Source organism: Variovorax sp. M-6, from assembly GCF_052114385.1.
Taxonomy (GTDB): Bacteria; Pseudomonadota; Gammaproteobacteria; order Burkholderiales; family Burkholderiaceae_C; genus Variovorax.
Genome location: NZ_JBFREQ010000036.1, coordinates 39,461 through 66,060, shown reverse-complemented (window position 1 = coordinate 66,060; position 26,600 = coordinate 39,461). Strand labels below are relative to the sequence as shown.

General features: G+C 67.4%; 25 protein-coding genes. 9 read left to right on the top strand and 16 right to left on the bottom strand.

The features are described from left to right. Positions 1-9: 9 nt before the first annotated feature. The 7 genes from AB4Z46_RS29575 to AB4Z46_RS29545 are packed head-to-tail and all read left to right on the top strand — an operon-like array spanning position 10 to position 8,063. Positions 10-1,242 carry an aromatic ring-hydroxylating dioxygenase subunit alpha gene (locus tag AB4Z46_RS29575; RefSeq protein ID WP_442287143.1) on the top strand — a complete coding sequence of 411 codons (1,233 nt, stop codon included), beginning with the start codon at positions 10-12 and terminating at the stop codon, positions 1,240-1,242. A gap of 2 nt (positions 1,243-1,244) precedes the next feature. Continuing rightward, complete coding sequence (locus tag AB4Z46_RS29570; protein WP_442287121.1) at positions 1,245-1,709, top strand: aromatic-ring-hydroxylating dioxygenase subunit beta; 465 nt, start codon at positions 1,245-1,247, stop codon at positions 1,707-1,709. Positions 1,710-1,764: 55 nt separating this feature from the next. Further along, on the top strand, positions 1,765-2,748 hold the full coding sequence (locus tag AB4Z46_RS29565; RefSeq protein ID WP_442287120.1) for a PdxA family dehydrogenase: 984 nt from the start codon (positions 1,765-1,767) through the stop codon (positions 2,746-2,748). After that, the gene (locus tag AB4Z46_RS29560; RefSeq protein ID WP_442287119.1) at positions 2,745-3,797 is read left to right on the top strand and encodes a 2Fe-2S iron-sulfur cluster-binding protein; all 1,053 of its coding nucleotides are present in this window, start codon (positions 2,745-2,747) and stop codon (positions 3,795-3,797) included. Before AB4Z46_RS29565 ends, AB4Z46_RS29560 begins: the two co-directional genes overlap by 4 nt. After that, positions 3,794-5,530 (top strand): thiamine pyrophosphate-requiring protein, encoded by a 1,737-nt coding sequence (locus AB4Z46_RS29555; protein WP_442287118.1) that lies wholly within the window; start codon positions 3,794-3,796, stop codon positions 5,528-5,530. Before AB4Z46_RS29560 ends, AB4Z46_RS29555 begins: the two co-directional genes overlap by 4 nt. 30 nt (positions 5,531-5,560) lie before the next feature. Beyond that, the gene (locus AB4Z46_RS29550; RefSeq protein WP_442287117.1) at positions 5,561-7,027 is read left to right on the top strand and encodes a benzaldehyde dehydrogenase; all 1,467 of its coding nucleotides are present in this window, start codon (positions 5,561-5,563) and stop codon (positions 7,025-7,027) included. A 52-nt stretch (positions 7,028-7,079) separates the two neighbouring features. Continuing rightward, a complete protein-coding gene (locus tag AB4Z46_RS29545) occupies positions 7,080-8,063 on the top strand; it encodes a Bug family tripartite tricarboxylate transporter substrate binding protein (RefSeq protein ID WP_442287116.1) in 984 nt (327 codons plus the stop codon). A 73-nt stretch (positions 8,064-8,136) separates the two neighbouring features. Here AB4Z46_RS29545 and AB4Z46_RS29540 read toward each other — a convergent pair whose 3' ends face one another. The 4 genes from AB4Z46_RS29540 to AB4Z46_RS29525 are packed head-to-tail and all read right to left on the bottom strand — an operon-like array spanning position 8,137 to position 11,150. Then, the gene (locus AB4Z46_RS29540) at positions 8,137-8,913 is read right to left on the bottom strand and encodes an SDR family NAD(P)-dependent oxidoreductase (protein WP_442287115.1); all 777 of its coding nucleotides are present in this window, start codon (positions 8,911-8,913) and stop codon (positions 8,137-8,139) included. A gap of 25 nt (positions 8,914-8,938) precedes the next feature. Next, the gene (locus tag AB4Z46_RS29535) at positions 8,939-9,340 is read right to left on the bottom strand and encodes a cupin domain-containing protein (RefSeq protein WP_442287114.1); all 402 of its coding nucleotides are present in this window, start codon (positions 9,338-9,340) and stop codon (positions 8,939-8,941) included. A gap of 44 nt (positions 9,341-9,384) precedes the next feature. Next, the gene (locus AB4Z46_RS29530; RefSeq protein ID WP_442287113.1) at positions 9,385-10,128 is read right to left on the bottom strand and encodes an SDR family NAD(P)-dependent oxidoreductase; all 744 of its coding nucleotides are present in this window, start codon (positions 10,126-10,128) and stop codon (positions 9,385-9,387) included. Between the two features lie 41 nt (positions 10,129-10,169). Beyond that, positions 10,170-11,150, bottom strand: coding sequence for a Bug family tripartite tricarboxylate transporter substrate binding protein (locus tag AB4Z46_RS29525; protein ID WP_442287112.1), 981 nt, complete (start codon positions 11,148-11,150; stop codon positions 10,170-10,172). 151 nt (positions 11,151-11,301) lie between these two features. Between AB4Z46_RS29525 and AB4Z46_RS29520 the strand changes: the two genes are divergently transcribed. After that, entirely contained in the window at positions 11,302-12,159 is an 858-nt protein-coding gene (locus AB4Z46_RS29520) for an IclR family transcriptional regulator (protein WP_442287111.1), read from the top strand. Between the two features lie 45 nt (positions 12,160-12,204). Here the strand turns inward: AB4Z46_RS29520 and cydB are convergent, their stop codons facing one another. The 5 genes from cydB to AB4Z46_RS29495 all read right to left on the bottom strand — a co-directional run bounded on the left by cydB (position 12,205) and on the right by AB4Z46_RS29495 (position 18,190). Further along, positions 12,205-13,212 carry a cytochrome d ubiquinol oxidase subunit II gene (gene cydB / locus AB4Z46_RS29515; protein WP_442287110.1) on the bottom strand — a complete coding sequence of 336 codons (1,008 nt, stop codon included), beginning with the start codon at positions 13,210-13,212 and terminating at the stop codon, positions 12,205-12,207. Then, entirely contained in the window at positions 13,209-14,618 is a 1,410-nt protein-coding gene (locus tag AB4Z46_RS29510) for a cytochrome ubiquinol oxidase subunit I (RefSeq protein WP_442287109.1), read from the bottom strand. The genes cydB and AB4Z46_RS29510 overlap by 4 nt, the downstream gene beginning before the upstream one ends. Before the next feature lie 13 nt (positions 14,619-14,631). Continuing rightward, a complete protein-coding gene (locus AB4Z46_RS29505) occupies positions 14,632-16,017 on the bottom strand; it encodes an aldehyde dehydrogenase family protein (protein WP_442287108.1) in 1,386 nt (461 codons plus the stop codon). 81 nt (positions 16,018-16,098) lie between these two features. Continuing rightward, positions 16,099-16,425, bottom strand: coding sequence for a Rieske (2Fe-2S) protein (locus tag AB4Z46_RS29500; RefSeq protein ID WP_442287107.1), 327 nt, complete (start codon positions 16,423-16,425; stop codon positions 16,099-16,101). Between the two features lie 28 nt (positions 16,426-16,453). Next, complete coding sequence (locus AB4Z46_RS29495) at positions 16,454-18,190, bottom strand: GMC oxidoreductase (protein ID WP_442287106.1); 1,737 nt, start codon at positions 18,188-18,190, stop codon at positions 16,454-16,456. A 146-nt stretch (positions 18,191-18,336) separates the two neighbouring features. Between AB4Z46_RS29495 and AB4Z46_RS29490 the strand changes: the two genes are divergently transcribed. Continuing rightward, positions 18,337-18,750 (top strand): DUF1428 domain-containing protein, encoded by a 414-nt coding sequence (locus AB4Z46_RS29490; protein ID WP_442287105.1) that lies wholly within the window; start codon positions 18,337-18,339, stop codon positions 18,748-18,750. Here AB4Z46_RS29490 and AB4Z46_RS29485 read toward each other — a convergent pair. From AB4Z46_RS29485 to AB4Z46_RS29455, 7 genes are all read right to left on the bottom strand, one after another. Further along, a complete protein-coding gene (locus tag AB4Z46_RS29485) occupies positions 18,737-19,738 on the bottom strand; it encodes a Bug family tripartite tricarboxylate transporter substrate binding protein (protein WP_442287104.1) in 1,002 nt (333 codons plus the stop codon). The two genes, AB4Z46_RS29490 and AB4Z46_RS29485, sit on opposite strands and share 14 nt — an antisense overlap. Positions 19,739-19,871: 133 nt before the next feature. Then, the gene (locus AB4Z46_RS29480) at positions 19,872-21,503 is read right to left on the bottom strand and encodes a 3-(methylthio)propionyl-CoA ligase (protein ID WP_442287103.1); all 1,632 of its coding nucleotides are present in this window, start codon (positions 21,501-21,503) and stop codon (positions 19,872-19,874) included. A 41-nt stretch (positions 21,504-21,544) separates the two neighbouring features. Next, positions 21,545-22,924, bottom strand: coding sequence for an MFS transporter (locus AB4Z46_RS29475; RefSeq protein WP_442287102.1), 1,380 nt, complete (start codon positions 22,922-22,924; stop codon positions 21,545-21,547). Between the two features lie 2 nt (positions 22,925-22,926). After that, positions 22,927-23,898, bottom strand: a complete 972-nt coding sequence (locus AB4Z46_RS29470) for a quinone oxidoreductase family protein (protein ID WP_442287101.1) — start codon at positions 23,896-23,898, stop codon at positions 22,927-22,929. Between the two features lie 47 nt (positions 23,899-23,945). After that, positions 23,946-24,527 (bottom strand): RBBP9/YdeN family alpha/beta hydrolase, encoded by a 582-nt coding sequence (locus AB4Z46_RS29465; RefSeq protein WP_442287100.1) that lies wholly within the window; start codon positions 24,525-24,527, stop codon positions 23,946-23,948. Between the two features lie 8 nt (positions 24,528-24,535). After that, the gene (locus AB4Z46_RS29460; protein WP_442287099.1) at positions 24,536-25,594 is read right to left on the bottom strand and encodes a 3-keto-5-aminohexanoate cleavage protein; all 1,059 of its coding nucleotides are present in this window, start codon (positions 25,592-25,594) and stop codon (positions 24,536-24,538) included. A gap of 43 nt (positions 25,595-25,637) precedes the next feature. Beyond that, positions 25,638-26,561, bottom strand: a complete 924-nt coding sequence (locus AB4Z46_RS29455) for a TauD/TfdA dioxygenase family protein (protein WP_442287098.1) — start codon at positions 26,559-26,561, stop codon at positions 25,638-25,640. Positions 26,562-26,600: the final 39 nt, after the last annotated feature.

Here is a 26,600-nt window from a genome sequence, read left to right as displayed (position 1 = left end):
GAAACCGACATGCAGGAACACACCATCCATTGGCGCAGCACAGCCCTCACGCGCATTCCCTTTTCGCTGTACAGCGACACGAACCTGCCCGAGCAGGAGCAGGAAAAGATCTTCCGCGGCAACACCTGGAACTTTCTTTGCCTGGACGCCGAGTTGGCCGAAACGGGCAGCTACCGCACCACGTTTGCCGGCGCCACGCCGGTGGTGGTGGTACGCGATGCGGACGGCGAGATCTATGCGTTCGAAAATCGCTGCGCCCATCGCGGCGCGCTGATTGCGCTTGAGAAAGCGGGCAAGGCCGAGAACTTCCAGTGCGTCTACCACGCGTGGAGCTACAACCGCCAGGGCGACCTGACCGGCGTGGCGTTCGAGAACGGCGTGAAGGGTCAGGGCGGCATGCCGCCGGATTTCTGCAAGGAAGAGCACGGCCCGCGCAAGCTGCGCGTCGCGGTGTTCGCAGGCCTCGTGTTCGGCAGCTTCTCGGAAGACGTGCCCGACATCGAGGACTACCTCGGTGACGAGATCTGCCAGCGCATCGAGCGCGTGATGCACAAGCCTGTGCAGGTGATCGGCCGTTTCACGCAGGCGCTTCCCAACAACTGGAAGCTCTACGTCGAGAACGTCAAGGACAGCTACCACGCGAGCCTGTTGCACCTGTTCTTCACCACCTTCGAACTGAACCGCCTGTCGCAGAAAGGCGGCGTGATCGTGGACGAATCGGGCGGCCATCACGTGAGCTACTCGATGATCGACGCCACGGCCGAAAAGGATTCCTCGTACAAGGACCAGGCCCTGCGTTCGGACAACGACCGTTACCGCCTGAAGGACCCGACGCTTCTGGCCGGCTTCAAGGAATACGACGACGGCGTCACGCTGCAGATCCTTTCGGTGTTTCCCGGTTTCGTGCTTCAGCAGATCCAGAACTGCCTGGCCGTGCGCCAGGTGCTGCCCAAGGGCGTGGACCGCACCGAACTGAACTGGACGTACTTCGGCTACGTCGATGACACACCCGAGCAGCGCAAGGTGCGCCTGAAGCAATCCAACCTGATCGGGCCGGCCGGTTTCATCTCCATGGAGGACGGCGCCGTGGGCGGATTCGTGCAGCGTGGCATTGCCGGCGCGAGCGACAAGGAAGCCGTGGTCGAAATGGGCGGCGACGAATCCGGCTCCAGCGAGGGCCGCGCCACCGAAACATCGGTGCGCGGTTTCTGGAAAGCCTATCGCCACCACATGGGAGCCTGAGCATGATCGACCTGCTCGACATCTGCGCTTTCAACGCCACCTACGCCCACACCATCGACAGCGATGCCCTGGAGTCGTGGCCCGCGTTCTTCACCGAAGACTGCCACTACCGCGTCACCCACGTCGAGAACGAACAGGAAGGCCTGGCCGCGGGCATCGTGTATGCAGACTCGCGTGCGATGCTGGAAGACCGCATCGCCGCACTGCGCGAAGCCAACATCTACGAACGCCAGCGCTACCGCCATCTGCTGGGCATGCCGATGGTCGAGGCCGCAGACGACCGCACGGCCCAGGCACGCACGCCCTTCATCGTGGTGCGGATCATGGCCACGGGGCAAAGCGAAGTGTTCGCCACGGGCGTCTACCAGGACCGCTTGGTGCGCCGGGCGGGCCGGCTGCTGCTGGCCGAACGCGTGGCGATCTGCGACAGCACGGTGACAGACACGCTGATGGCGCTCCCGCTGTAGACCTCGCGCAAGCAATTTCCTCTTTTTTGCGCAGGCTCACCGTCGGATGAATTCCATGACACCTTCTGCCGTTTCCGGCCCCGGGGCTCGCCTCGCACTCGCCGCGGGCGACCCCAATGGCATCGGTCCCGAGATTGCACTCAAGGCGCTGGCGGCCCTGGACGCAGGCCAGCGCGATCGCATCACCGTGTTCGGGCCCGGCGCCGTCCTGCAACGCGCGGCCGCGGTGTGCGAGCTGTCCGCGCTGTGGCCGCAATTGCGGCACGTGGAAGCGGGCGCATTGCCCGAGACCGCGGCCGTGCCCGGCCGCATCGACGCGGCTGCGGGTGCCTCGGCCGTGGCCTCGGCGACCGCGGCCCTGCAGGCCTGCCGCGCCGGCGACTTCGACGCCGTGATCGCCTGCCCCCACCACGAGACCGCCATCCACCAGGCCGGCATCGCTTTCAGCGGCTACCCGTCGCTGGTCGCGCGCGTGTGCGGCGTTCCCGAAGACGACGTGTTCCTCTTGCTCGTGGGCGGCGGGTTGCGCATCGTGCACGTCACGCTGCACGAGAGCGTGCGCACGGCGCTGGACCGGCTCACCCCCGAACTCGTCCAGAAGGCGGTGCGGGCGGGCGTGCGCGCCTGCGCCGTGCTCGGTGTGCACGCGCCGTCCGTCGCCGTTTTCGGCATCAATCCACATGCCTCCGAGGGCACGCTGTTCGGCCCCGAGGACCAGCAGATCGTGGTGCCAGCCATGGAGGTGCTCCGCGCCGAGGGCTACCGCGTGGAGGGGCCGGATGGCGCCGACATGGTGCTTTCGCAACGCAAGCACGACCTGTACGTGGCCATGCTGCACGACCAGGGGCACATCCCCATCAAGCTGCTCGCACCCCACGCGGCCAGCGCCCTGAGCATCGGCGGCGACGCCCTGCTGTCCAGCGTCGGCCACGGCAGTGCGATGGACATCGCCGGCCGTGGCATCGCCGACCCGACCGCGCTGCTGCGAACCATTGCGCTGCTTTCGGGCGCTGCACAACCCCGGACCACCCCTGCATGAGCCACCGGATTTCCTTTGGATCGACCGATGTCGCGTTCGACTGCGCCCCGGGCCAGAGCCTGCTGGACGCCGCCCTGCGCGCCGGCATCGACTTGCCTTACTCCTGCCGCAAAGGCGTGTGCGGCAGCTGTGTGGGCGGCATCGTGTCGGGAGAAGTGCAGGGCCTGAACGGCGCGGCCATCCGCAACGACACCTGCGGCCCCGGCCAGCTGCTGTACTGCATGTGCGAGCCCACCACCGAGGTGGTGCTGCGGCCGGTGTCCTGGAAGCGGCTGGACCCGTCTGCGCGCAAGACGTTCACTGCCAAGGTGCACAGCAACCAACTGGCCGCGCCGGACGTGTCGGTGCTGAAGCTGCGCCTGCCCGCCGGCCAACGCGCCAAGTTCCAGGCCGGCCAATACCTGCAGATCCTGATGGAAGACGGCAGCGCGCGTTGCTATTCCATGGCCAACCCGCCCAACGAAAGCGATGGCGCGACATTGCACATTCGCCATGTGCAGGGGGGCCAGTTCAGCGCGCGCGTGGCGCAATTGGCGCCGGGCGATCTGCTCGAGATCGAACTGCCGTTCGGCAACGTCGCGCTGGCGCCCGACGACACCCGCCCCATCGCATTCGTGGCGGGCGGCACCGGCTTCGCGCCCGTCAAGTCCATCCTGGACGACATGCTGAAAAAACGTGTGCGGCGCGACATCCTGCTGATCTGGGGTGCGCGCGAGCCGGGTGGCCTGTACATGCGCTCCGCCGTCGAACGCTGGCAGAAGCAATGGCCGGCCTTCCGCTTCGTCGCCGCGTTGAGCGATGTACCCGCCGACGCCGCGGGCAATGCCTTCGCGGGCCGAGTGGACGAAGCGCTGCGCGCGAACTGTGCGGACCTGGCGGGCCACGTCGTCTACTGCTGCGGCTCACCCCCCATGGTGTCGGCCGTGCGCGCCGCGGCCGCTGACAAAGGCTTGGCCTGCGAGGATTTCCACGCCGACGTGTTCGTGCCCGGCCCGTCTTCCACTCCCGCGCAGGCCGTTGGCCTTCCCCGCAAGAACATCCAACCATGACCACAGAAACCAAAGATCCCATCGCCCCCGCCACCGCGGCTCGCCGCCTGCTCGAAGAAGCCGCCCGCCTGGGCGTGGACTGCATCTTCAGCAACCTGGGCAGCGACCACCCGGCCTTCATCGAGGCGTTTGCGCACATCGACGAGCACGGCGGCAAGATGCCGCGGATCATCGTCTGCCCGCACGAGATGACGGCTCTCAGCGCCGCGCACGGCTATGCGATGAAAACGCGCAGACCGCAGATGGTGCTGGTGCACGTGGACGTGGGCACGCAGAACCTGGGCTGCAGCATCCACAACGCGGCACGCGGCCGGGTACCCGCCATCATCGTCGCGGGCCTGTCGCCGGTGTCCGTGAGCGGGGACCGGGTGGGCGCCCGCACCGAGTTCATCCACTACACGCAGGACAGCACGCGCCAGCACGAGATCGGCGGCCAATACATGAAGTGGTCGTACGAAGTGCGTGCGGCCGAGATGATCGACCAGGTGCTGATGCGAGCCATCCAGCTGGCCTGCACCGTGCCCGAAGGCCCCGTGTACCTCACGGGCGCGCGCGAGGTGTGGGACGAACCCGCCGTGTCGCGCGAGCAGCCGGCGTTGCACTGGCAGCCCGCGCAGACTGCCGGCCTTGCGCCCGCCGCTGCGAGCGAATTGATCGCCGCATTCGCCGCTGCGCGCAAGCCGCTGGTCATCACCAGTTACCTGGGCCGCCAGCCCGAGGCCGTGGCAAAACTGGGCGCCTTGTCAGACCGGCTGGGATTTGCCGTGTGCGAAGTGAACCCGCAGTACGTCAACTTCCCCGGCGACCACCCGCACCACATCGGCTACCGGCGCAACACGCTGGTGGACGAGGCCGACCTGATCCTCATGCTCGACGTGGACGTGCCCTGGATCGTCTCCAAGGTTCAGCCCAAGGCCGGTGCACGGCTGTTCCACCTGGACTGCGACCCGCTCAAGCCCGACATGGGTTTCTGGCACTTCCCGGCCGAACGCAGCTGGCAGGCCGACAGCCTGGCGGCGCTGGACCAGCTGCTCGAGATTGCGCCCGCGGCGGGCGCCCAGGACACGTTGCGCGCCGCGCGCCTGGAATGGATCCTCGCTTCGCGCAGGAAGCTGGCGCTCCCCGACACGCCCGCGCCGAGCGACGGCAGCATCAGCATGCAGCAGGCCTGCGAAGCCATCGGCGCGCTGGTCAACGACAAGACCGTGATCGCATTCGAAGAACCGGCCGCGACCGAACGCCTGCTCCACACGCTGCGCATGCGCCGCGCCGGCAGCTATTACGCCAATGGCGGCAGCGGCCTGGGCTGGAGCATCAATGCGGCCATCGGCCTGAAGCTCGCGCAGCCCGACGCCGAAGTCATCACCGTGGTGGGCGACGGCAGCTACGTGTTCGGCGTGCCCAGCAGCACCTACTGGGTGGCCGAAACCTACGGCGCACCGCAACTCACGCTGATCCTCAACAACGGCGGCTGGAACGCGCCCAAGGTGTCCACGCTGCTGGTGCACCCCGAAGGCACGGCCAGGCGCAACGACAAGTACTGGACCACCGTGGGCGCGCGCGCCCGCCTGGCCGACGTGGCCGCCGCGGCCAGCGGCGCCGCATCGTTTCGCGTGAGCGAATTCGCGCAACTGCAGGCCACGCTCGAGGAAGCGTTGGCCATCGTGCGGAGTGGCCGCAGCGCAGTGGTGGACGTGGTGCTTCCGGGCACCTCCGCGCAGGTACTGGGCTGAGCGGCGCTTCAAAAGATACAAGGAAAAGACATGCAAATCACACCCGGATTGATGGACGACCGCGCCTGGAAAGGCCGCCTGTTCACGGGCCGATGGCAACCGGCGGCCCACACGTCGCCGGTGACGGACAAGTCCAGCGGCGAGGTGCTCTCGCAGGTCGGTCTTGCCACGGTCCAGGACCTGGCGGCCTCCGCAAGCACCGCGGCGGCTGCGCAAGCCGCCTGGGCCGACACCGCGCCCGACGAACGCGCGGCCATCTTCCGCCGCGCCGCGCAACTCCTGGAGCGGCACCATGACGAGCTGGCCGGCTGGATCATGCGCGAGAGCGGCGGTTTGCGCGCCAAGGCCGACATGGAACTGCGCTCCACGTCGACCACGCTGCACGCCAGCGCCGCGATGATGGGCGAGCCCCAGGGCCTGCTGCTGCCCAGCCGCGTGGAGCGCATGAGCATGGCGCGCCGTGTGCCGCATGGCGTGGTGGGCGTCATCGCGCCGTTCAACTTCCCGCTCACGCTCGCCATCCGAGCGGTGTCGCCGGCCCTGGTCACCGGCAACGCCGTGGTGCTCAAGCCCGACCCGCAGACGGCCGTGTGCGGCGGCTTCCTCATCGCGCGCCTCTTCGAAGAGGCGGGCCTTCCCTCGGGCCTGCTGCATGTCTTGCCCGGCGGCGCCGAGGTCGGCGAGGCCATCTGCACCGACCCCCATATCGGCATGGTGGCCTTCACCGGCTCCACCGGCGCCGGGCGCAAGGTCGGCGCGCTGTGCGGCGCCCACCTCAAGAAGGTGTCTCTGGAACTGGGCGGCAAGAACTCGCTGATCGTTCTGGACGACGCCGACCTGGACGCCGCCGCCTCGGGCGCGGCCTTCGGCGCCTGGCTGCACCAGGGCCAGATCTGCATGGCCACCGGCCGCATCCTGGCCAGCGAGAACATCGCGGTCGAACTCACGCAGCGCCTGAAGGAAAAGGCGCTGCGCCTGCCCGTGGGTGACCCGTCGCAGGACAAGGTGGGCCTGGGACCGGTGATCAACGAGCGCCAGCTGCAGATCATCGACGCCATCGTGCAGGACAGCGTGGCGGCCGGAGCGGTGCTGCACGCGGGCGGCACGCACGAACGGCTGTTCTACCGCCCCACGGTGCTCGGTGGCGTGACGCCGGGCATGCGCGCGTTCGACGAAGAAGTGTTCGGCCCGGTGGCGTCCGTCACCAGCTTTGCCACCGACGACGAAGCGGTGGCGCTGGCCAACCGTACCGACTACGGCCTGGCCGCCGCCGTGATGTCGCGCTCCACCGGTCGCGCGCTTGCGCTGGGCAAACGGCTCAAGGTGGGCCTGCTGCACATCAACGACCAGACGGTCTTGGGCGACCCGCACGTGCCCTATGGCGGGCGCGGTGCGTCGGGCAACGGCAGCCGCATCGGCGGGCCGGCCAACTGGGACGAGTTCACGCAGTGGCAGTGGATCACCGTGCGGGAGGCGCCACCGGCCTATCCGTTCTGAGGCTGAGACCGCCCTCCGAGATTTCGTTCAACAAGCAAACCAGAAAGAACCCATGAACACACGACGCATCCTCTGCCTGGCCATCGCGTTTGGCGCCCCTGCCGCCTCGCTGCCCGCCTTCGCGCAGGCCGACATGGCGAGCTTCCCCAACAAGCCGGTGCGTGTCATCGTGAACTTCCCCCCGGGCGGCACGGTGGACGTCCTCACGCGCACCGTCACCCAAAAACTCTCCGACAGATTCGGCCAACCCTTTCTGGTAGACAACCGCGCGGGCGCCGGCGGCAACATCGGCGCGCAGGCCGTTGCCACGGCCGCACCCGACGGCTACACGCTGCTGGCCACGCCGCCCGGCCCCATGACCATCAACCAGAACCTGTACAAGGACATGCCGTTCGACCCGGCCGCCCTGGTTGCCGTGATCATGATGGCCGGCTCGCCGAATGCGATCACCGCGCGCGCGGACTTCCCTGCCAACTCGGTGAAGGAACTCCTTGCCTATGCCAAGGCCAACCCCGGCAAAGTGACCTACGGCTCGCAGGGCAACGGCTCCACCTCGCACCTCACGGGCCAGATGTTCGCAACGATGACCGGCACCGACATGGTTCACGTGCCCTTCAAGGGCGAGGGCCCGGCGCTGAACGAGTTGCTGGGGGGCCGCGTCGACCTGTTCATGGGCAACGTCTCGGCGGTGATGAAGTTCCAGCAGAACAAGCGGGTCAAGATCCTGGGCATGGCGTCCAGCCAACGCAGCGCCATCGCGCCCGATGTGCCCACTGTCGCTGAAGCCGGCTTGCAGGGCTTCGTGGCCTCGGCCTGGTTCGCCCTGGCTGCGCCTCCGGGCACGCCAGCCCCTATTGCAGCGAAACTCAACGCCGCGGTGGCGGACATCCTGAAGATGCCCGAGGTGGTGCAGAAGTTCGCGACCCAAGGCGTCGAGCCTCTAGGCGGCACGCCGGCGGAAATGACCAGCTTCATGAACGCCGAACGTGCGAGCTGGAAGAAGGTGATTGATTCCGCCAGGGTGACGCTGGACTGACCCTTGCCGGCGACGCGCGGCGTCGCGCCGTTGCGGCAGGCCACCGTGGAATCACCGGCCCCGGGCAGACGCGCTAGATCGCCAGGAAGCCGCCGTCGACGGCCAGCGTCACGCCCGTGACGTAGCCGGACATCGGCGATGACAGGAACACCACGGGTCCGATCAAGTCCGCGGGCTTGCCCGCCCGACCCATGGGAATGCGGGCCAGGTATTTCTCCAGCCACTCGGGGTCGTCGCGTGAGGCAGCGTTCATCGGCGTCTCGATGAGCCCGGGAGCCAGCGCGTTGACCCTCACTCCGTCCTTGGCGAGTTCCGCCGCAAGAGATTGCGTGTACATCTTGATCGCGCCCTTGGACGGCGCATAGCCAAGCGTGCCGCCTTGCCCGGCAAAGGAGGCAATCGAAGCGATGTTCAGGATCGTGCCCCGCGTGGCGCGCAGCGACGGCAGGAAGGATTGGGTGACGTTGAACGTGCCGTTGACATTCACGTCCAGCGTGCGTTGCCAGTTGCGCGCTGCGTTCGGGCTGTCGCTTCCCTCCCGGATGATGATGCCGGCGTTGTTGACCAGAAGGTCGACCTGCCCGAGCTCCGCGACCACCCGCTCAGCCAGGGCATGGCAGGCCTGCGGCTGCGTGACGTCGAGCGCGAACGACCAGGCGCTGCCGCCTTTCGCGCGGATGTCGTCCGCGGTCGCCCGGACCGATGCTTCGTTCATGTCGGTGGCGATCACCCGGGCGCCGGCTTGCGCAAGGCCCAGTGCGATCTCTCGCCCGTTGCCCTGGCCGGCTCCGGTGACGAAAGCCAGGCGGCCTTCCAGGATGTGAGGGATGTGGCGGTCGGCGTGGCTCATGAGCGGGCTGCAGGCGGTTGTGTGGTTACTTGAGCTCGGCGCCGGCCAGCTCACCGTCGAGAAACTTGTTGGGCTTCAGGAACATCGAGAGCACCAGGGCACCGTTCGGAGAACGGGCAATGTGGCGATTGCCTTTCGGTCGCCAGACATAGTTTCCCACCGTGGCCTCGCCTTCGTCGTCGACGATGCTGCCTTCCAGGACGTAGGTCTGCTCGATCTCGATGTGCTCGTGGCGCGGCAGCACCGTGCCCGGCTCCCAGCGAAACAGCGCAGTCATCAGGCCCGTGTCTTCGTCGACCAGAAGAATCTTCATGTCGATGCCCTTGGTCGGCGTGGGCTTCCAAGGCAGGCTGTCGACGCTCACGTAGCGCGAGTCATCAGGAAGAAGTTGCTTTCCGGCTTCGTGGTGGGGTGTATGAGCGGCCATGGTGGCGGGTCCTTGAGCAGTGAAGATGGGCGAGTTCGTTGCGTTCAGTAGATGTGCATGCCGCCGTTGACATCCAGCGAGGCACCCGTGACGTAGCTGGACAGATCGGAGGCCAGGTACAGGCATGCGCCGGCGACATCGTCAGGCTGGCCAAAGCGGCCGAGAGGGATCGACCCCGTGATCCGATTCGTCATCTCCTCGTCGAACGCCGTGGCGTTCATCGAGGTCGAGATCACCCCGGGGTTGACCGCATTCACGCGAATGCCGGCGGGGCCAAGCTCGCGCGCCATGGACTTCATCAACGCGAGCACGGCGCCCTTGGAGGCGGCGTAGTGAGGTCCGCCCATCAGTCCGGCACCGCGCTGTCCGGAGATCGAGGCAATGCAGATGATCGAAGCGCGGGGGCGAAGAACCGGTATGGCCGCCTGCGACATCTGCAGCGTGCCGCGCAGGTTCACGTCCAGCACGAAGTCATAGTCTTCCCCGGTGATCTCCAGGGTTCGCCGCGACTGCACCACGCCCGCGCTGTTCAGCAGCACATCGAGGCCACCCCATCGGGTGCACACCTGGTGGACCGCCAGCGCGCACGCCTCGGGCGAGCGGACGTCGGCCGCGATGCCTACGGCCAGGTCGCCCAGCGCGGCCGCGGCCGCGCTGACAGCGGCCTGATCGAGATCGACCAACGCCACGCGCGCGCCCTGGCTCGCGTACATCCGGGCGACGGCAAAGCCGATTCCCTGCGGATTGCCGGCCCCCGTGATGAGGGCGACCCTGTCTTTCAAAAGCATGTCGGTTGTCCTTGAAGTTGGAGCGAGAGGCCGCCGGCGGATCAGTCCAGCTGGATCTGGGCTTCCTTGATCACCTTGCCCCACCGGTTGGCCTCGGAGCGAATGAACGCGTCCATCTCGGCGCCGGAGCTCTGCAGCGGTTCGATGCCCGCCTCGATCAGCTTTTGCCGGGTCGCGGGATCGCCGAGGGCGGCTGCGTAGGCGTCTCGCAGCTTGTCGACCACCGGCGCGGGCGTGCCCTTCGGAGCGACCATCCCCATCCAGAACCAGGACTCGAAGCCGGGCAGGCTCGCTGCCATGGTCGGAACGTTCGGCAATTCGGGAATCGGCTTGGTCGACGCCACCGCCAGGGCGCGAAGCTTGCCGCTCGCGATGTGCGCTCGTGCCGGGCCGTAGTCCATGAACATCACGCCGATCTGCCCACTGAGCAGATCGGGCAGCGCCGGCCCCGAGCCCTTGTAGGGGACGTGGACCATTTGAACTCCCGCCGCGCGCACGAACATTTCGGACGTGAGGTGCCCTGGACCGCCGGGGCCGGCGCTGGCGTAGCTGATGCTGTTCGGCGGCGCCTTGCGCACGGCCACCAGAAACTCGTCGAGCGTCTTTTGCGGGTGGACGGTCGGGTTGACCAGCAGGAGGTACGGCATGCGGCCGGTCAGGGAAACCGGCGTGAAATCCTTCGCCGGGTCATAGATCAGCTTCTTGTAGAGGGTCGGGTTGGTGGCGAATGTCGACACATCGCCGATGAGGACACGTTGACCGTCAGGTTTGGCTCTGGCCACGTCGGAGGCAGCGATGGCGGTGCCGGCCCCGGGCTTGTTTTCGACGAGCACCGGCTGGCCAAGCTTTTCGCCCATCTTCACGGCGACCGTGCGCGAAAAGAAGTCCACCCCGCCGCCCACTCCGTAGGGCACGACGATGGTCACCGGACCGGTTGGAAAGCTCGGTTGCGCGTGCAGCGCGGGAGTGGCAGCCCATAGCGCGATGAGCGATGTGGCCAAAAGGCGGCGATGAATCTGCATGTCTGTCTCCTGTCGCAAGTCAGGTGGGTCAAGCTGGAAGACCGTGCGATCACGATCATTTGGTTGGAATAAATCTCAACATGTGCGATTTTATATTTGTCGCTTATTTTGTAAAGGATTAGTTTTCCCAAACTGAAGGTACGATCCGGCCATGAGCAGCCAAGACAAGATGTTGGGCATCCTGAGCCTCTTCAGTGACGCCAAGGTCGAGATCGGACACGACGACGTCGCAGGCACATTGGGCTGCTCGCGCGCGACCGCATACCGGTATCTCAAGGCACTGGCCGATACCGGGGTGCTGGCATCGGCCAGTGGCGGCGCCTACGTGCTTGGGCCACGGGTCATCGAGCTGGACCGCCTGATTCGACGCAACGATCCGCTGCTCACAACGGCTCGCCCGGCCATGGAATCCCTCAGCGACGAGCTGCAAGCCAGCGTGATGCTGTGCAGCTACTACGGCGACCAGGTCTTGTGCACGGATTCGATCTGGACGCAGGCCAGTGAACGGATGGACTATGAGCGCGGCCGGCCCATGTCGATGTTCGCGGGGGCGATGGCCAAGGTCATCCTGGCCAACGTGTCGCCCTATCAACTTCGCAGCCTGATGCTGCACCATGCAGAAGAGATCCGCAGGGCCGGGCTTGGCGAAAACTGGAAGGAGTTCAACGCCAACATGCAGCGCATACGCAGGGAGCGCACGTGCGTGACGCATGCCGAGGTGGTGCCCGGGCTGACGGGGGTGGCCGCACCCGTCTTCGACCCGGAAAAGAAGGTGCTCGGCAGCATCACGCTGGTCGTGAGCGAGAAACAGCTGACCGCCGCCAGCGAAAGCCTGCTGCGCGCCCGCGTCGCGGATGCCGCCGAGCGCATCGGTGAAGGTCTCTGCGCGCTGAGGTCGCGATCGCTCGGCGTGCGGAGCGCGGCCGCTCCACCCCGTCAGGTCGCGACGCCCCGGAAAAACGCCACGCGACAGCGTTCCACAGACGGGCCCCGGACAGCGTCGATCTGACCTGACGCCGCAGGGCTCCGTCGCCGCGCGTGCCACGGGCCATGGCTACCGGTAGCCGCTGCGTACCTTGCCGCGGAACACCCAGTAGACGCCGATGGTGTAGATCGCAATCACCGGCAATACCACCACGCCGCCGTAGAACAGGAACCGGAGCGATTCCTCCGGCGCCGCCGCGCTCGCCACGGTGACTGCATACGGCACCATGTAGGGCCAGAACATCGCGCCGAGCGTCAGGTACGCCGCCGCGATGAACACCACGGTCAGTGTGTACGCGACGCCATCCCGCCGCGCACGGGCGCCCGTCACGACACCGACCAGCGAGGCGATCGCCACCGCGACGAAGACCCACCCCCATGGCCGATCCTGCAGATGGCTCTGCGCGATCGCGCCCGCGTCGACCCTCAACGACACGGCGAACGCGAGGCCGAGCACCGCGAAGACGGCCGCGGCCAGCCACGGGATGCGGCGATAGGCCCAGTCGCGCAGATCGCCTTCGCTCTTGAGCACGATCCAGCCCGCGCCGAGCAGCGCATAGCCGAACACGAGGCCGATGCCGGTCAGAACGGAAAACGGATGCAGCCATTCGAGGGACGTGCCGGCGAACTGACCGTTCGCCACCGGAAGGCCGCGCATCAATGCGCCCACCGCGGCCCCCTGCACGAAGGCGACCACTGTCGATCCCAGAAAGAACCCCAGATCCCACAGCCAGCGCGTCTTCACGCTGCGGTAGCGGAATTCGAAGGCGATGCCACGGAAGACGAGGCCGACGAGCAGCAGCAGGACAGGCAGGTAGAACGCGCCCAGGAACACGGCATACACCACCGGAAAGGTCGCGAACAGGCCGGCGCCGATGATCACCAGCCAGGTCTCGTTGCCGTCCCAGAACGGCGCGATGCTGTCCATCATGTGCAGGCGGTGATTCTCTTGGCCGGTGGTGCCGAACAGGATCCCGACGCCGAGATCGAAGCCGTCCAGAATCACGTAGACCAGGATCGAGACGGCAATGACGGCCGCCCAGAAAAGCGCCAGGCCGCTGGGTGCCGCCTGGCTCATGCCGTGCCTCCGGATCTGCCATTGGCCGCGGTGTCCGTGCGCGCGGCGACGGCCAGCGGCCGGCTGCCGGTGACGTTGGCCGTGGCCTGGGTCTTGGCGCGCGGCCCTTCGCGCAAGAGCTTGTAGATGCAGTAGATGCCGAAGGACACGAAGATCCAGTACACCACGACGTAGACGATCAGCGAGGTCAGCACGTCACCCGTCGTCAGGGAGGGCGTGACGGCATCCCTGGTTCGCAGCAGGCCGTAGACCACCCAGGGCTGGCGTCCGATCTCGGCGGTGTACCAGCCGGTCAGGATGGCGACGAAGCCGGTCGGAAACGACAGGAAGGTGCCCCACAGGAACCAGCGCGACGACTCCAGCTTGCCGCGCCAGCGCAGGACGTTGCCGAGCCACGAAACGGCCAGCATGACGAGCCCCATGCCGACCATCAGCCGGAAGGCGAAGAAGGGGATCAGCACCGGCGGCCGGTCTTCGCGCGGGAAGGATTCGAGCCCTCGCTCGGCTGAAGTGAAATTGCCCGAGGCGATGAAGCTGCCCAGCTTCGGGACCGTGATGGCGTATAGATTGCGCTCGTTCGCCTCGTCGGGAATGGCGATCAGCACCTCGCTCGCGGGCTGCTCGTTCTTCCAGCGCGCCTCGATCGCGGCGAACTTGGCGGGCTGGTGCTTGAGCACGTACTCGCCCGTCAGGTGGCCGAAGAAGAGCTGGACCGGGATCAGCACCGCGGCCAGTCCCAGTCCCCAGTGCAGCATCATCCGGCCTTCGTCGAAGTGCACCCGGCGCAGCAGGTACCAGGCGCCGGTCGCCGACACGCACATCGAGGTGGTCAGCAAGGCGGCGAGCAGCATGTGCGGCCAGCGGACCATCTGCACCGGCCCGAGCACGATCTGCATCCAGTCGGTCGGAATGATCTTGCCGTCCACCACCGTGTGACCCAGCGGCACCTGCATCCAGCTGTTGTTGGCGAGGATCCAGAAGGACGAGAACATCGTGCCGAGCGACACCATGCAGCATGAGAAAAAGTAGAAGCGCGGCGACACCCGGTCGCGCCCGAGCAGCATCACGCCGAAGAAGGTCGCCTCGAGCATGAAGGCCGTGAAGCCCTCGTAGCCGAGCAGCGGGCCCTGGATCGCGCCGGTCTTCACGGAGAGCACGCCCCAGTTGGTGCCGAACTGGAAGGCCATCACGATGCCCGTGACCACGCCCATGCCGAAGGAGACGGCGAAGATCGGCAGCCAGAAGTCGAACACCCGGCGATAGAGCGCGTTGCCCGTCGCCAGCCGCGCGCCCTCGATCGTTGCCAGCCAGGCCGCCAGCCCGATCGTGAAGGCGGGAAAGACGATGTGGAAGCTGATCAGGAACCCGAACTGGATCCGCGACAGAAGGACTGGATCGAGATCCACGACCAGGCATCCTCTACGGCATCAGCTGGTTGACGACGGCGCGTTCGAGGCCGTGCTTCGCATAGGGGGGATAACGCACGCCGGGGTCGACCGCGCTGCTGTGGTGGAGCACGCCGCGCGCATTGGTGAAGGCTTCGAAGCCCCAGCGGCCGTGGTACTTGCCCATGCCGGAGTTGCCGACGCCGCCGAACGGAAGCTCGGGAAAGAGCGGATGGATGGCGCAGTCGTTGACCTCCGCATCGCCCGAGCGCGTGGCCGACAGGATCCTGTCGACCACCTCCTTGTCCTCGGCGAAGATGTAGAGGCCGAGCGGACTCGGCCTGCTGTTGACCCACCGGACGACGGACTCCACCGAATCGATCGCGAGCACCGGCAGGATCGGCCCGAAGATCTCTTCCTTCATGATCGGCGAGTCCACCGCGACTTCCACCAGCACGGTCGGCGCGATGTAAAGCTCGTCGGCATCGGTCTGGCCACCGGCGATGGCCCTGCCGCTGCCGAGCAGCGCGGCCAGGCGATCGAAGTTGCGGCGGTTGATCACGCGTCCGTAGTCCGGGCTCTGCTTCGGGTCGTCGCCATAGAACTCGCGGATCGTGTCCTTCATATGCTGCAGGAACTCGTCCTTCACCTCCGGCCACGCCAGGACGTGGTCGGGCGCAGTGCAGATGTGGCCGGCGTTCAGGTAGCGCCCGTACGCGATGCGCCGCGCGGCCGCCTGGAGGTTGGCCGACGAATGGACGATGGTCGGGTTCTTGCCGCCGAGTTCGAGCACGCACGGCGTCAGGTTCTTCGCGGCGGCCTGGTGCACGATCTTGCCGACGGGCGGACTGCCGGTGAAAAAGATCATGTCCCATGGCTGCGCCAGCAGCGCGGTGGTCTCGGGGACGGCGCCTTCGACGACCGCGACCGCGCGCGGATCGAAGTACTCGGGCACGAGGCGCGCCGCGGCGGCCGCGCAATGGGCGGCGATCTCCGAGGGCTTCAGCACGGCCGTGTTGCCCGCGGCCAGCGCCGCCACCAGCGGGCCGAAGACCAGCATGAAAGGCTCGTTCCACGCGCCGATGATCAGCGACACGCCGAGCGGATCGCGGTTCACGCGGATGTAGCCCGGCTCGAACACCAGCGGCATCGGCTCGTGCAGCGGCTTCATCCACGTGTCGATGTGCTTGAGCGCGTAGGCGGCCTCCCTGGCGCAGTAGCCGACGTCCATGAGGTCGGCATCGTTCACGTTGCGGCGCAGGTCTTTCCAGAGCGCGTCGCACAGTTCGTCGTGGTGGTCGGTGAACAGGGCCCTGACCGCTTCGAGCTGGGTCTTGCGCCATGCCACCGGGCGCGTATGCCCCTGCAGGAAGAAGGCGCGCTGGCTGGCGACGAGCGAGGCGTAGTCGGGGACGGACATTGCGATGGGCTCCAGGAAAGAGTGGCAGAGCGACTTGCGCCGATGGCTTCGAAGGCGTCTCCGTGCAGCCACCGGAAGGCTTCAGACGCGAACCGATATTTCTCCGTCCTGCTCGCGCACCTCGTACGTGGGGAGCGGCCGCGTCGACGGACCGCGCTGCACAGCACCCGTCGAGACGTCGAAGCGGGAGCCGTCGCACGGGCACATCAGCGTGGTGCCGCTCAGGATGCCCGCCGACAGCTGGCAGCCGTCATGCGGGCACAGGTCGTCGAAGGCGAACAGGCTCTTGCCGACGCGAGCGACCGACACACGCAGCTTGCGATCGGCCACGTAGTAGGGGTTGACGGACTGATCAGGCAATCGGGCCGATGGGCCCAGGTTTCGGTACTCGACCGTCGGGTTCGGCATGCTCGGCTCCTGTGCGTGGACCTTCGACTCAGTACGGGTATTCCGGAATCACTTCGCGCTGCGGCTTGTCGAAGCGCAGGGCTCCGGGCGCCTGCGCCGGCACCGCAGGCGCGCGCGGCATGATGGGCGCAAGCCGCTGGTAGCCGGAGCCCAGCGAAGGCCGCGGATCGGCATCGCCCTTGTTCGGCCAGAACGACATCGCACGTTCGGCCAGCGCCAGGATCGTGAGCGAGGGGTTGACCCCCGGGTTCGCGGGCATGACGCTGCCGTCCATGACATGCAGGCCCGCATGGCCGAAGACGCGCTGGTAGGGATCGACCACGCCCTTGGCGCTCGAGTCTCCGATCGGAATGCCGCCGATGAAATGCGCCGACGCCGTGCGGTTGATGACCTCGAAATCCAGGGCCGACTCGATCCCGCCCATCTTGGCCGCAAGCCGCTTCGCGAACTCGTCGGCTGCCGGGATGTGGGTGGGCGGCGGATCGCCGGAGCCGTGCCGGCTGCGCAGGATGCCGTCCTTGAAGTAGAGGTCGATCGAGGTGTCGGTGGTCTGCATGCACAGCAGGGTGATGGCGCGTTCCGACCAGTGTCGCGTGTCGAAGGTCTGCCCGAGGGTCTCAACCGGATGCTCCATCAGGTGCTTGAGCCAGGTCTCGGTGGGATGCTTCTGCGGGCCGGACGCGTAGTAGGTCGTGGCCAACGCGAAGAAGTCGCTGCCCACGCCATAGGACACCGGCTCGATGCTGGTGTCCGGGTCCGGCCAGACGCCGGAGGTGATGGCGACGCTGCCCGGCGTGATGACGAATCGGTCCGGGTCCTTCTTCCAGTCGACGTAGGGCCGCGTGACCAGGATCAGCGCCTCGGAATTCGTCCGGGCCAGCTTGCCCAGTTGATCCGACAGGCCGGTGAGCTTGTCGACATGGCGCATGTGGTGCAACAGCCGCGCCGAGCCATAGGCGTGCGCGGAGACGACGACTTCCCTGGCCGTGTAGCGATGGCGATCGATGTGCGCGAGGCGTTGCACCCAGCCGGGATGGCTGGCGAACACCTCGTATCCGCCGCCATCGAGCGGCGTCAGTTCGACGACCTCGTGCAGGTCATGGATGACGCAGCCATTCTTCTCGGCGAGATAGAGATAGTTCTCCGTCAGCTTGTTCTTGGCCCCGCGGCCGCAGCCGATCATGCAGTTGCCGCAATTCACGCAGCCCGTGCGCCGCGGGCCCGCGCCGCCGAAGAACGGGTCGTCGACCTCGACGCCCGGGGAACCGAAGAAGGTGGCCACGGGCGCCTTGTTGTACGTGTTGCCGTGCCCCATCTCCACGGCCACTTCACGCATCAGCCGGTCCTTGTCGCTGTCCATGTAGGGCACGCGGTTGACGCCCATCATGCGCTGGGCCTGGTCGAAGTACGCCGGCATCTCGTCGTACCAGTCGGCGATGTAGGACCACTCGGGTGCGGCGAAGAACTTCTTCGGGGGAACGTAGAGCGTGCTGCCGTAGACGTGCGAGCCGCCGCCCACGCCGGCGCCGTGCAGCACCAGCACGTCGTCGAGGAAGCTGAGGCGTTGCAGGCCGTACATCTCGGCCTCGGGCTGCCACAGGTACTTCCGGATGTCCCAGTTGGTCTTGGGGATCGCGCTGTCGGGCCAGCGCCGTCCGGCTTCCATGACGCCGACCCGGTAGCCCTTCTCGGTCGCGCGCAGCGCCGCGACGCTGCCGCCGAATCCGGAACCGATCACGATCACGTCATAGTCGAAGTCGGCCATCGGAACCTCTCGCCGGATCTCAAAATGGCAGTCTGTACCCCGCTGCCGAGATTGAGTATCCCGGCGGCCACCTACTCCCACGTACGTGGAGGCCGGGCCCGCGCCAGCCGCTGCGGCAGAATCCGGCCACGAACGGAAAGCAACGCATGACTTACATCGACTGCTACCTGGCGCCCGTTCCCCGCGCCAACAGGACCGCGTACGAGAAGCTGGCGGCGGCATCCGCCGAGGTGATCAAGGCGCATGGCGCGCTGCGCGTGACGGAGTGCTGGCTCGACGAATCGGGGCCCGATGCGTCCACCTACCACGGTGAAAGCGTGCGCCGCGACGCAGACCAGTACAGCAGCTTCGCAAAGGCAGCGGGCGCCCAGGACGGCGAGACTGTGGTCATGTCCTGGGTCGAGTGGCCTGACAAGGCGGCGAGGGATGCGGGAATGGCGAAGGTGACCAGCGACCCGCGAATGCAGTTCGACGGGCAGGCTCCAGTGTTCGATGGCTTGCGCCTCATTGCCGGGGGCTTCGTTCCCATGCTGGCATCGCGCCGCCCTACTCGGGCTTGAAGTCGATCGACTTCAGCACGGCGCCCATGCGCTGGTAGTCCGCGCCGAGCGACTGGCTCAGTTCCTCGGGGCTGCGCGGCTGGCCTGGCTCGAAGCCGATGTCCTGCAGCCGCTCGCGGACCGCGGGCGTCGCCAGCACCTTGAGCGCGGCTTCGCGCACCCTGGCCTGCTGCGCGGCGGGCACGTCGGGCTTGACCCACAGTCCCATCCAGCCGGTGGCCTCGAGCTGCGGGTAGCCGAGCTCGGTGAAGGTCGGCACCTCGGGCAGCAGCGCGGATCGCTTGGGCGTGCTCACTGCGAAGGCCTTGATCTTTCCGGCCTTGATCAGCGGCAGTGAACTCGGCATGGCGTCGAACATCAGCGGCACGTGGCCGCCCATGACGTCGGTCAGCGCGGGCGTCGATCCCTTGTAGGCCACGTGCGTCATGTCGATGCCCGCCGCCTTGTTGAGCTGCAGCCCCAGCACGTGCGACAGCGTGCCCGCCGTGTAGGACGCGTAGTTGACCGTGCCGGGATGCGCCTTGACCCACGTCATCAGCTCGCCGAAGTTCCTGGCGGGCACCGAAGGCGCGCCGACCAGCACGAGGCCGCCGCGGCCGAGTTCGGCCACGGGCTTGATTTCGCGCGCCATGTCGACGCGCAGCTTGACGATGTGCGGAATCTCGCTGACCAGCGAATTGACGGCCACCAGCACCGTGTAGCCGTCGTGCGGCGCCTGCGAAAGTTCGGTCACCGCGAGGACGCCGCCGGCCCCGGGCCGGGGATCGACGACGACCGGCTGGCCGGACTCCTTCGACAGGGTGTCCGCCATCATCCGCGCGATGATGTCCGCCGATCCCCCGGCGGGGCCGGCGGCGATGATGCGAACCATCTTGTCCGGCCACCTGGGCGAGTCCGCGTGGGCCATCGTGGCCGCAAGGGCGGCCGCTGAGATGCACGCGCATGAAGCGACGCGTGCCACCCGCTGCAATACCTTCTTCGAATACATGGTCTGTCTCCTTGTCTGGGTCAAGGTGCCCAGCGCAGCAGCGCGAGCACCAGTATGGCGAGAAAAATGGTCTCGTCGAGCATCGGGGCCATGCCCGGCACTGCCGCCGGCCAGGCCGCGAGGGTCATCGCGGTCATGGGTGCGCCGCCAGCAAATGGTCCTTGAACACCTCGCGCAGCTTGTTCTTCTGCACCTTGCCGGTGGGGCCGAGCGGAATCTGCTCGACGAACACCACGTCGTCCGGCGTCCACCACTTGGCGATACGGCCGTCGTAGAAGCCGATCAGCTCGTCACGCGTCAGGCTTTCGCCGGGCTTGGTCGTCACGATCAGCAGCGGGCGCTCGTCCCATTTCGGATGGCGGGCCGCGATGCACGCCGCCAGCGCCACGGCGGGGTGCGCCATGGCGATGTTCTCGAGGTCGATGGAACCGATCCACTCGCCGCCGGACTTGATCACGTCCTTGCTGCGGTCGGTGATCTGCATGAATCCGTCGGCATCGATGGTCGAGACGTCGCCGGTCGGGAACCAGCCGTCGACCAGCGGGCCGGCGCTTTCGCCCTTGAAGTAGTTCGAGATGATCCACGGGCCGCGCACCATCAGCTCGCCCGCGGCCTTGCCGTCGTGCGGCAGCTCCTGGCCGTCCTCGCCGACGATCTTCATGTCGACGCCGAACACCGAACGTCCCTGCTTGGCCTGGATGGCCAGGCGCGATTCGGCGTCGAGCGCCTGCTGCCGGGGCTTGAGCGTGCAGACGGTGCCCACCGGGCTCATTTCCGTCATGCCCCAGGCGTGCAGCACCTGCACGTCGTAGCGTTCCTGGAAGTCGCGCATCATCGCCGGCGGACAGGCCGAGCCGCCGATGATGGTGCGGCGCATGGTGCTGAACTTCAGGCCGTTGGCTTCGACATGGGTCAGCAGCCCTTGCCAGACGGTGGGCACGCCGGCCGACATGGTCACGCCTTCGGATTCGAACAGGTCGTGGAGCGACTTGCCGTCGAGCCAGGGGCCGGGAAACACGAGCTTGGCACCGACCATGCACGCGGCATACGGCAGGCCCCATGCGTTGACGTGGAACATCGGGACGACCGGCAGGATGACGTCCCTGGCCGAGCAGCCGAGCGCGTCCGGCAGCGCCGCCGCATAGGTGTGCAGCACGGTCGAGCGGTGGCTGTAGAGCGCGCCCTTCGGATGGCCGGTCGTGCCCGAGGTGTAGCAGAGCGAGGAGGCGCGCTGCTCGTCGAAGCGGGGCCAGGTGAAATCGGGCGAATGCTGCGCCATCAGTTCCTCGTAGCACAGGAGGCCCGGCACCTTCGACGACACCGGCATGTGCGCACGGTCGGTCATCGCGACGAACGCCTTGACCGTCGACACGCGGGAGGCGATCGCCTCGACCAGCGGCAGGAAGCTGAGGTCGAAGAACAGGACCTGGTCCTGCGCATGGTCGGCAATCCAGACCACCTGGTCGGGATGCAGCCGCGGGTTCAACGTGTGCAGCACGGCGCCCGACCCGGAGACGGCGTAGTACAGCTCCATGTGGCGGTAGCCGTTCCAGGCCAGCGTGGCGACGCGGTCGCCGGCGCCGATGCCCTGTGCCGCCAGGGCGTTGGCAAGGCGGCGCGAACGCTCGGCAAGTTCGCGGTAGGTGGTGCGGTGGAGGTCGCCCTCGACCCGGCGCGACACGATTTCCTGCTCGCCGTGGTGGCGCTCGGCGTGGGTGAGCAGCGTCGAAATCAGCAACGGCTGCTCCATCATCAATCCATTCATGGAGGTTCTCTTCGGTTCGGTGGGTGGGAGATTCGGCCGGTTCAGGCCAGGGCCTCGCGCGCCGGCCGCGCGGAGCCCGGATACGGGTCCTCGGCGTGCTCGGAGGCCTCGGCGGCTTCGCGGGCGCGCAGCAGGTCGGACTCGTAGGTGCGTGCGGCCACCAGCAGCGCGCCGGCCGCCAGCACACTGAAGACGGGCACCGTCATCAGCGCGTGTTCGAGCGTCCAGGCGTCCGACAGGAAGCCGGCGACGAGCGGCCCGGCGGCAAGGCCGAACAGGTTCTGGAACAGCGAAATCACCGAGGCGCCGGTCGCGCGGATGCCGGGGTGGATCACGTCGATGACCGCTGCCGGGAGCGGCCCGACCGTGCAGGTCATCAGGAAGCCGCCCACCGCCAGCAGCGCGAACTGCGTCTGCGCGCCGATGGCGAGCCCCAGGCGCGAAGCGCCGAAAGCCAGCACCAGCACGAGCATGGACGCCATGCACAACAGGGCCACGACGTACAGCTTGGTCCGCGGACGATGCCGGCCGGCGCGATCGGCCACCGCACCCCAGACGACGCTGCCCAGCGCGCCGCAGAGCACCACCAGCGCCGCGCTCATGGCGGCCTTTTCCGGCACCACGCCGTGGACGCGATGGAGAAAGCTCGGCAGCCAGGACCAGATCGCGGAGACCACGACGAGCTGCGCCGCACCGGCCACGCACAGCCACAGCATGGTCCGCGTGCGGATCAGCGCCTGTGCGATGGCGCCGGCGGCGCTGCGCGTCGAGCGCGTGGCGCGGTCGAGCCGCGGCGTGAGCTTGACGGTCGGATAGTCGCGCACCTTGAGGTACAGCAACGCGAGGACGAGGCCCGGCACGCCCACGACACCGAAGGCGGCCTGCCAGCCGAAGCGCGCCGCGATCATGCCGCCGAGCAGCACACCGAGCACCGAGCCGACCGAGGCGGAGGCAAAGAAGCCCGCCAAGAGGGCACCGCGCAGCCGTGCCGGGAAGTGGCTGGCAATCAGCGCGGCGCCCACGGAGCCGTAGCCCGCCTCGCCGAGGCCGACCATGGCGCGAGCCGCCAGCAGCTGGCCGTAGCCGCGGCTGAACATGCACGAGATCGATGCCAGGCTCCAGACCAGGCCCATCACGACCACGCTGCGGACGCGGCTGCCGCGGTCGGCGAGCAGCGCCACAGGGATGGCCCCGAGGGCGACGGTGACCGACACCGCCGACACCAGCCCGCCGAGCTGCTTGTCCGACAGGGCCCATTCGGCCTTCAGGTACGGAAAGAGCGACACGATGACCTGGCGGTCGATGTAGTCGACCATCATCAGCCCGATGGTCATGGCGAAGGCGAACCAGGCCTGCCCGCGGCTGAACAGGTAGCCGTCCTCGCGGCCTTGCGTCGCTTCGCGAAGCGCAGCGGTGTTCATGGTCAGAGCGCCAGGACCGTGGCGCCGACCGTCCGGCGCGATTCGAGTGCGATGTGCGCCTCGGCGGCATCGGCGAGCGGGAAGACCTGCTTCGGCTCGCTGACGATGCGGCCGTCCAGCACATGGCCGAACAGCTCCCCGGCCATGTCGAGCATGTGCGCGCGCGGCATGATGTAGTGCATCATCGCGGGCCGCGTGACCCACAGCGAACCCTTGGCGGCGAGCGCCATCGTGTCGATCACGACCGGGCCCGAGCTGGTGCCGTTGCTGACCAGCACGCCGCGCGGGCGCAGGCTGTCGAGCGAGGCTTCCAGCGTGTCCTTGCCGACCGAGTCGTAGACCACGGGCACGCCCTTGCCGTCGGTGATCTCACGCACCCGCTCGGCGATGTTTTCCCGCGAGGTCACGATGGTGTGCGCGCAGCCGTTCGCACGGGCGACTTCGGCCTTCTCGTCGGTGCTGACGGTGCCGATCATCGTCACGCCCATCGCGCGCGCCCACTGGCAGGCGATCAGGCCCACGCCGCCGGCGGCCGCGTGGTACAGGATGGTCTCTCCGCCCTGCAGGGGGAACACCTGGCGGAACAGGTACTGCACCGTCATGCCCTTCATCATCAGCGTCGACGCGGTGCGATCCGAAACACCGTCCGGCAGCGGAATCAGCACCTCGGCCGGCATCACGCGGACGTCCGAGTAGGCACCCTGCGGCCCGATCAGGTAGCCCACGCGGTCACCGACCCTGACGTCGGTCACGCCTGGGCCGACGGCCTCGACGACGCCCACGGCATCGGAGCCCAGCCCGTTGGGCATCGGCAAGGGATAGCGGCCGGTGCGGAAATAGATGTCGATGAAGTTGACCGCGACGTAGCTGTGGCGCACGCGCGCCTGGCCGGGGCCCGGCTCGCCGACTTCGACGTTTTCCAGTTTGAGCACTTCCGGGCCACCGGTCTCGTGCAGGCGAATGGCTTTTGCCATGGATGTCTCCTAGTGATTTGAAATTGGGTCGACGAAAACGGCGGGGCTCAACCGGCCGCAGCGCCCAGGGCCGCCACTTCGGCGATGAGTCGCTCGGCGCGCGGCCAGGGCCCGAAGCCCGAAGCCGGATTCAGGTGGCCGGCATCGCCCAGATCGACCAGGCGGCTTCCCCAGCCGCTCGCCAGCTCGGCAACGCGCACGTAGGAGCCCAGGGGATCGTTGCGGCTGGCGGCCACGATGCTGGCAAAGGGCAGGCGTTCGCGCGGCACGGGCAGCCAGCCGTTCGCGTCCAGCTGCGCCATGGTCGGATAGCCGGCCGGCATGGGGCACTCGAAATCGGGCGGCGTGGCCAGCAGCGCACCCCGCACCGGCCGGCGCGTGCGCCGTGCCCAGTGCGCCAGCATCACGACGCCGCCGCTGTGCGCGACGATCACCAGCGGGCCTTCGACGGCTTGCGCCTCGCGCTCGATGGCCTCGACGCGGGCCGCGCAATCGAGGTCCTCGCGGCCCATCGGCGGCACCGCGCGCACGCGCGGCAGGCGCGCCGCCAGCAGCGTCTGCCAGTGCGCGGGCACATGGTCGCGCAGGCCGGGAACGATCAGGACGGTGGGCGCTTCGGCGGCGTTCATTCGAGGCCTCAGGCCGCCTTGCGCAGGAAGCCCTGATGGCCGCCCTTGCGGTTGGGCGCGAAGCCGTTGGCCAGCAGCGACTCCTCCACCGTCTTGTAGAAGACGCCGATCTTGCAGATCTCGCGCGCCTGCCGGGCGGTGGCCACCTCGCGGCCGAACTCGCGCGAGATGCGCACCAGCTGCTCGATCTGCTCGACCGTGCTCATCTTCTTCGTGCGGGCCTGGTTCCACAGGTTGTCTTCGGTGCCGCAGCGCACGTGCAGGCCCATCGCGATGCCCATCATGTTGACCGGCAGCACGTTGCGCATCGAGCTTTCCACCGTCAGCACCGCGCCGTCCGGCGTGGCGCGCACGAAGTTCGACAGGTTGTAGATGTTCGGCGCATCCATGCCGCCGCTGATCGCCACCCAGTTCATGACCAGCGGGCCCTTGTAGATGCCGCGGCGCATCAGGCGTTCGACCGATTCGAAGCTGTTGATGTTGTAGCACTGGAAAGCGCTCTGGATGCCGGCTTCGTTCAGGCGGCGAATGTGCTCCTCGGCCCAGCCGGGCTGGGCCGGCACCGTCATCTCCTTGTACGCGGTGTAGACCGCGGGGTCTTCCATCGACGTGCCCTTGTAGTCCTCGTACTCCCAGTGCTCGACCACGTTCATCTGCGAGGTGTTGATGGTCACCGTGACCTGGTCGGGCTTGGGGTCGAGTTCGGCCAGCATGTGGCGCGTGTCGTCGCTCAGCCACTTGGCGGCCGCGCCCTCGGTTTCCGGCGCGAAGCTGATGGAGCCRCCCACCTGGATGATCATCTCGGGCACCGCGTTGCGCACGCCGGCGATCAGCTCGTTGAACTTGGACAGGCGCTTGCTGCCCTTGCCGTCGAGTTCGCGCACGTGCAGGTGCAGCACGGTGGCGCCGGCGTTGTAGCAGTCCACCGCCTTCTGGATCTGCTGTTCCATCGTGACCGGGATGTCCTCGGGGAAGTCGGAGGGCACCCAGGACGGTGCATAGGGTGCGGCCGTGATGATCAGGGGCTGCTGGTTTTCGGGATACAGGGAACCGTCGAGAAAGTTCATGGTGAAGACCTCGTGGGGAAGGAAAAGGAAGAAGAAGATCCGCTCAGAAGGGCGCTTCGCCGACGATGCCGGCGCGCTCCATCTTTCGGACGGCGGGCCAGTAGTCCTGCACGGCGTAGTGCTGGGTGCAGCGGTTGTCCCAGAAGGCCACGCTGTTCTTCTTCCAGCGGAAGCGAACCTGGAACTCGGGAATCGCGGCCTGGCTGATCAGGTAGTTCAGCAGCTGGCTGGCGCCGGGCGCGAAGTCCTGGCCGTAGCGCACGTTCCCGGGCGTGTGGAAGTTGACGAAGTGCGTCGCGAAACCGTTCACGAAGAGCACTTTTTCACCGGTGTCGGGATGGATGCGCACCACCGGATGCTCGGCGTCGGGGTACTGCGCCTTGAGCTTGTGGCGCTGCTCGATGGGCATCGCCGCGCCGAAGGTCGCCTCGATGCTGTGGCGAGCGCGCAGGTGGGCGATCTGCACCTTGATGGACTCGGGCAGGTTCAGGTAGGCCGCGGCCATGTTCGACCAGATCGTGTCTCCGCCGACCTCCGGCGTCTCGACGCAGCGCAGCACGCAGCCGAACGGCGGCTTGTCGCGCCACGTGGCGTCGCAATGCCAGGCGTTCTCGTAGTGCTCCTTCTTGCTGTCGAGGTCCTTGTAGATGCGCACCAGCCCCGGGTGTTCGGGGTCGCTGCCGACCACCGGGTGATCCTCCAGTTCGCCGAAGCAGCGCGCGAAGGCGACGTGCTCGGCGCGCGTGATGTCCTGGTCGCGAAAGAAGAGCACCTTGTGCTTGAGCAGCAGCGTGCGAAGTTCGGCCATCAGGCCGGGATCGCGCGACGCCGCGCCGAGGTGCACGTTGTGCAGTTCGGCGCCGATCGTGCAGGTCAGCGGCTCGACCTTGATGGAGGTCTTCAGCGCCGCGGCTGTGACGACGGCGGGCCCGGCCGGCAGCCGGCGCGGGAGGGTGACTGGGTTCATGGCCTGTTTGTCTCCGTAGTGAGCCCCTGGGCGGGCCCG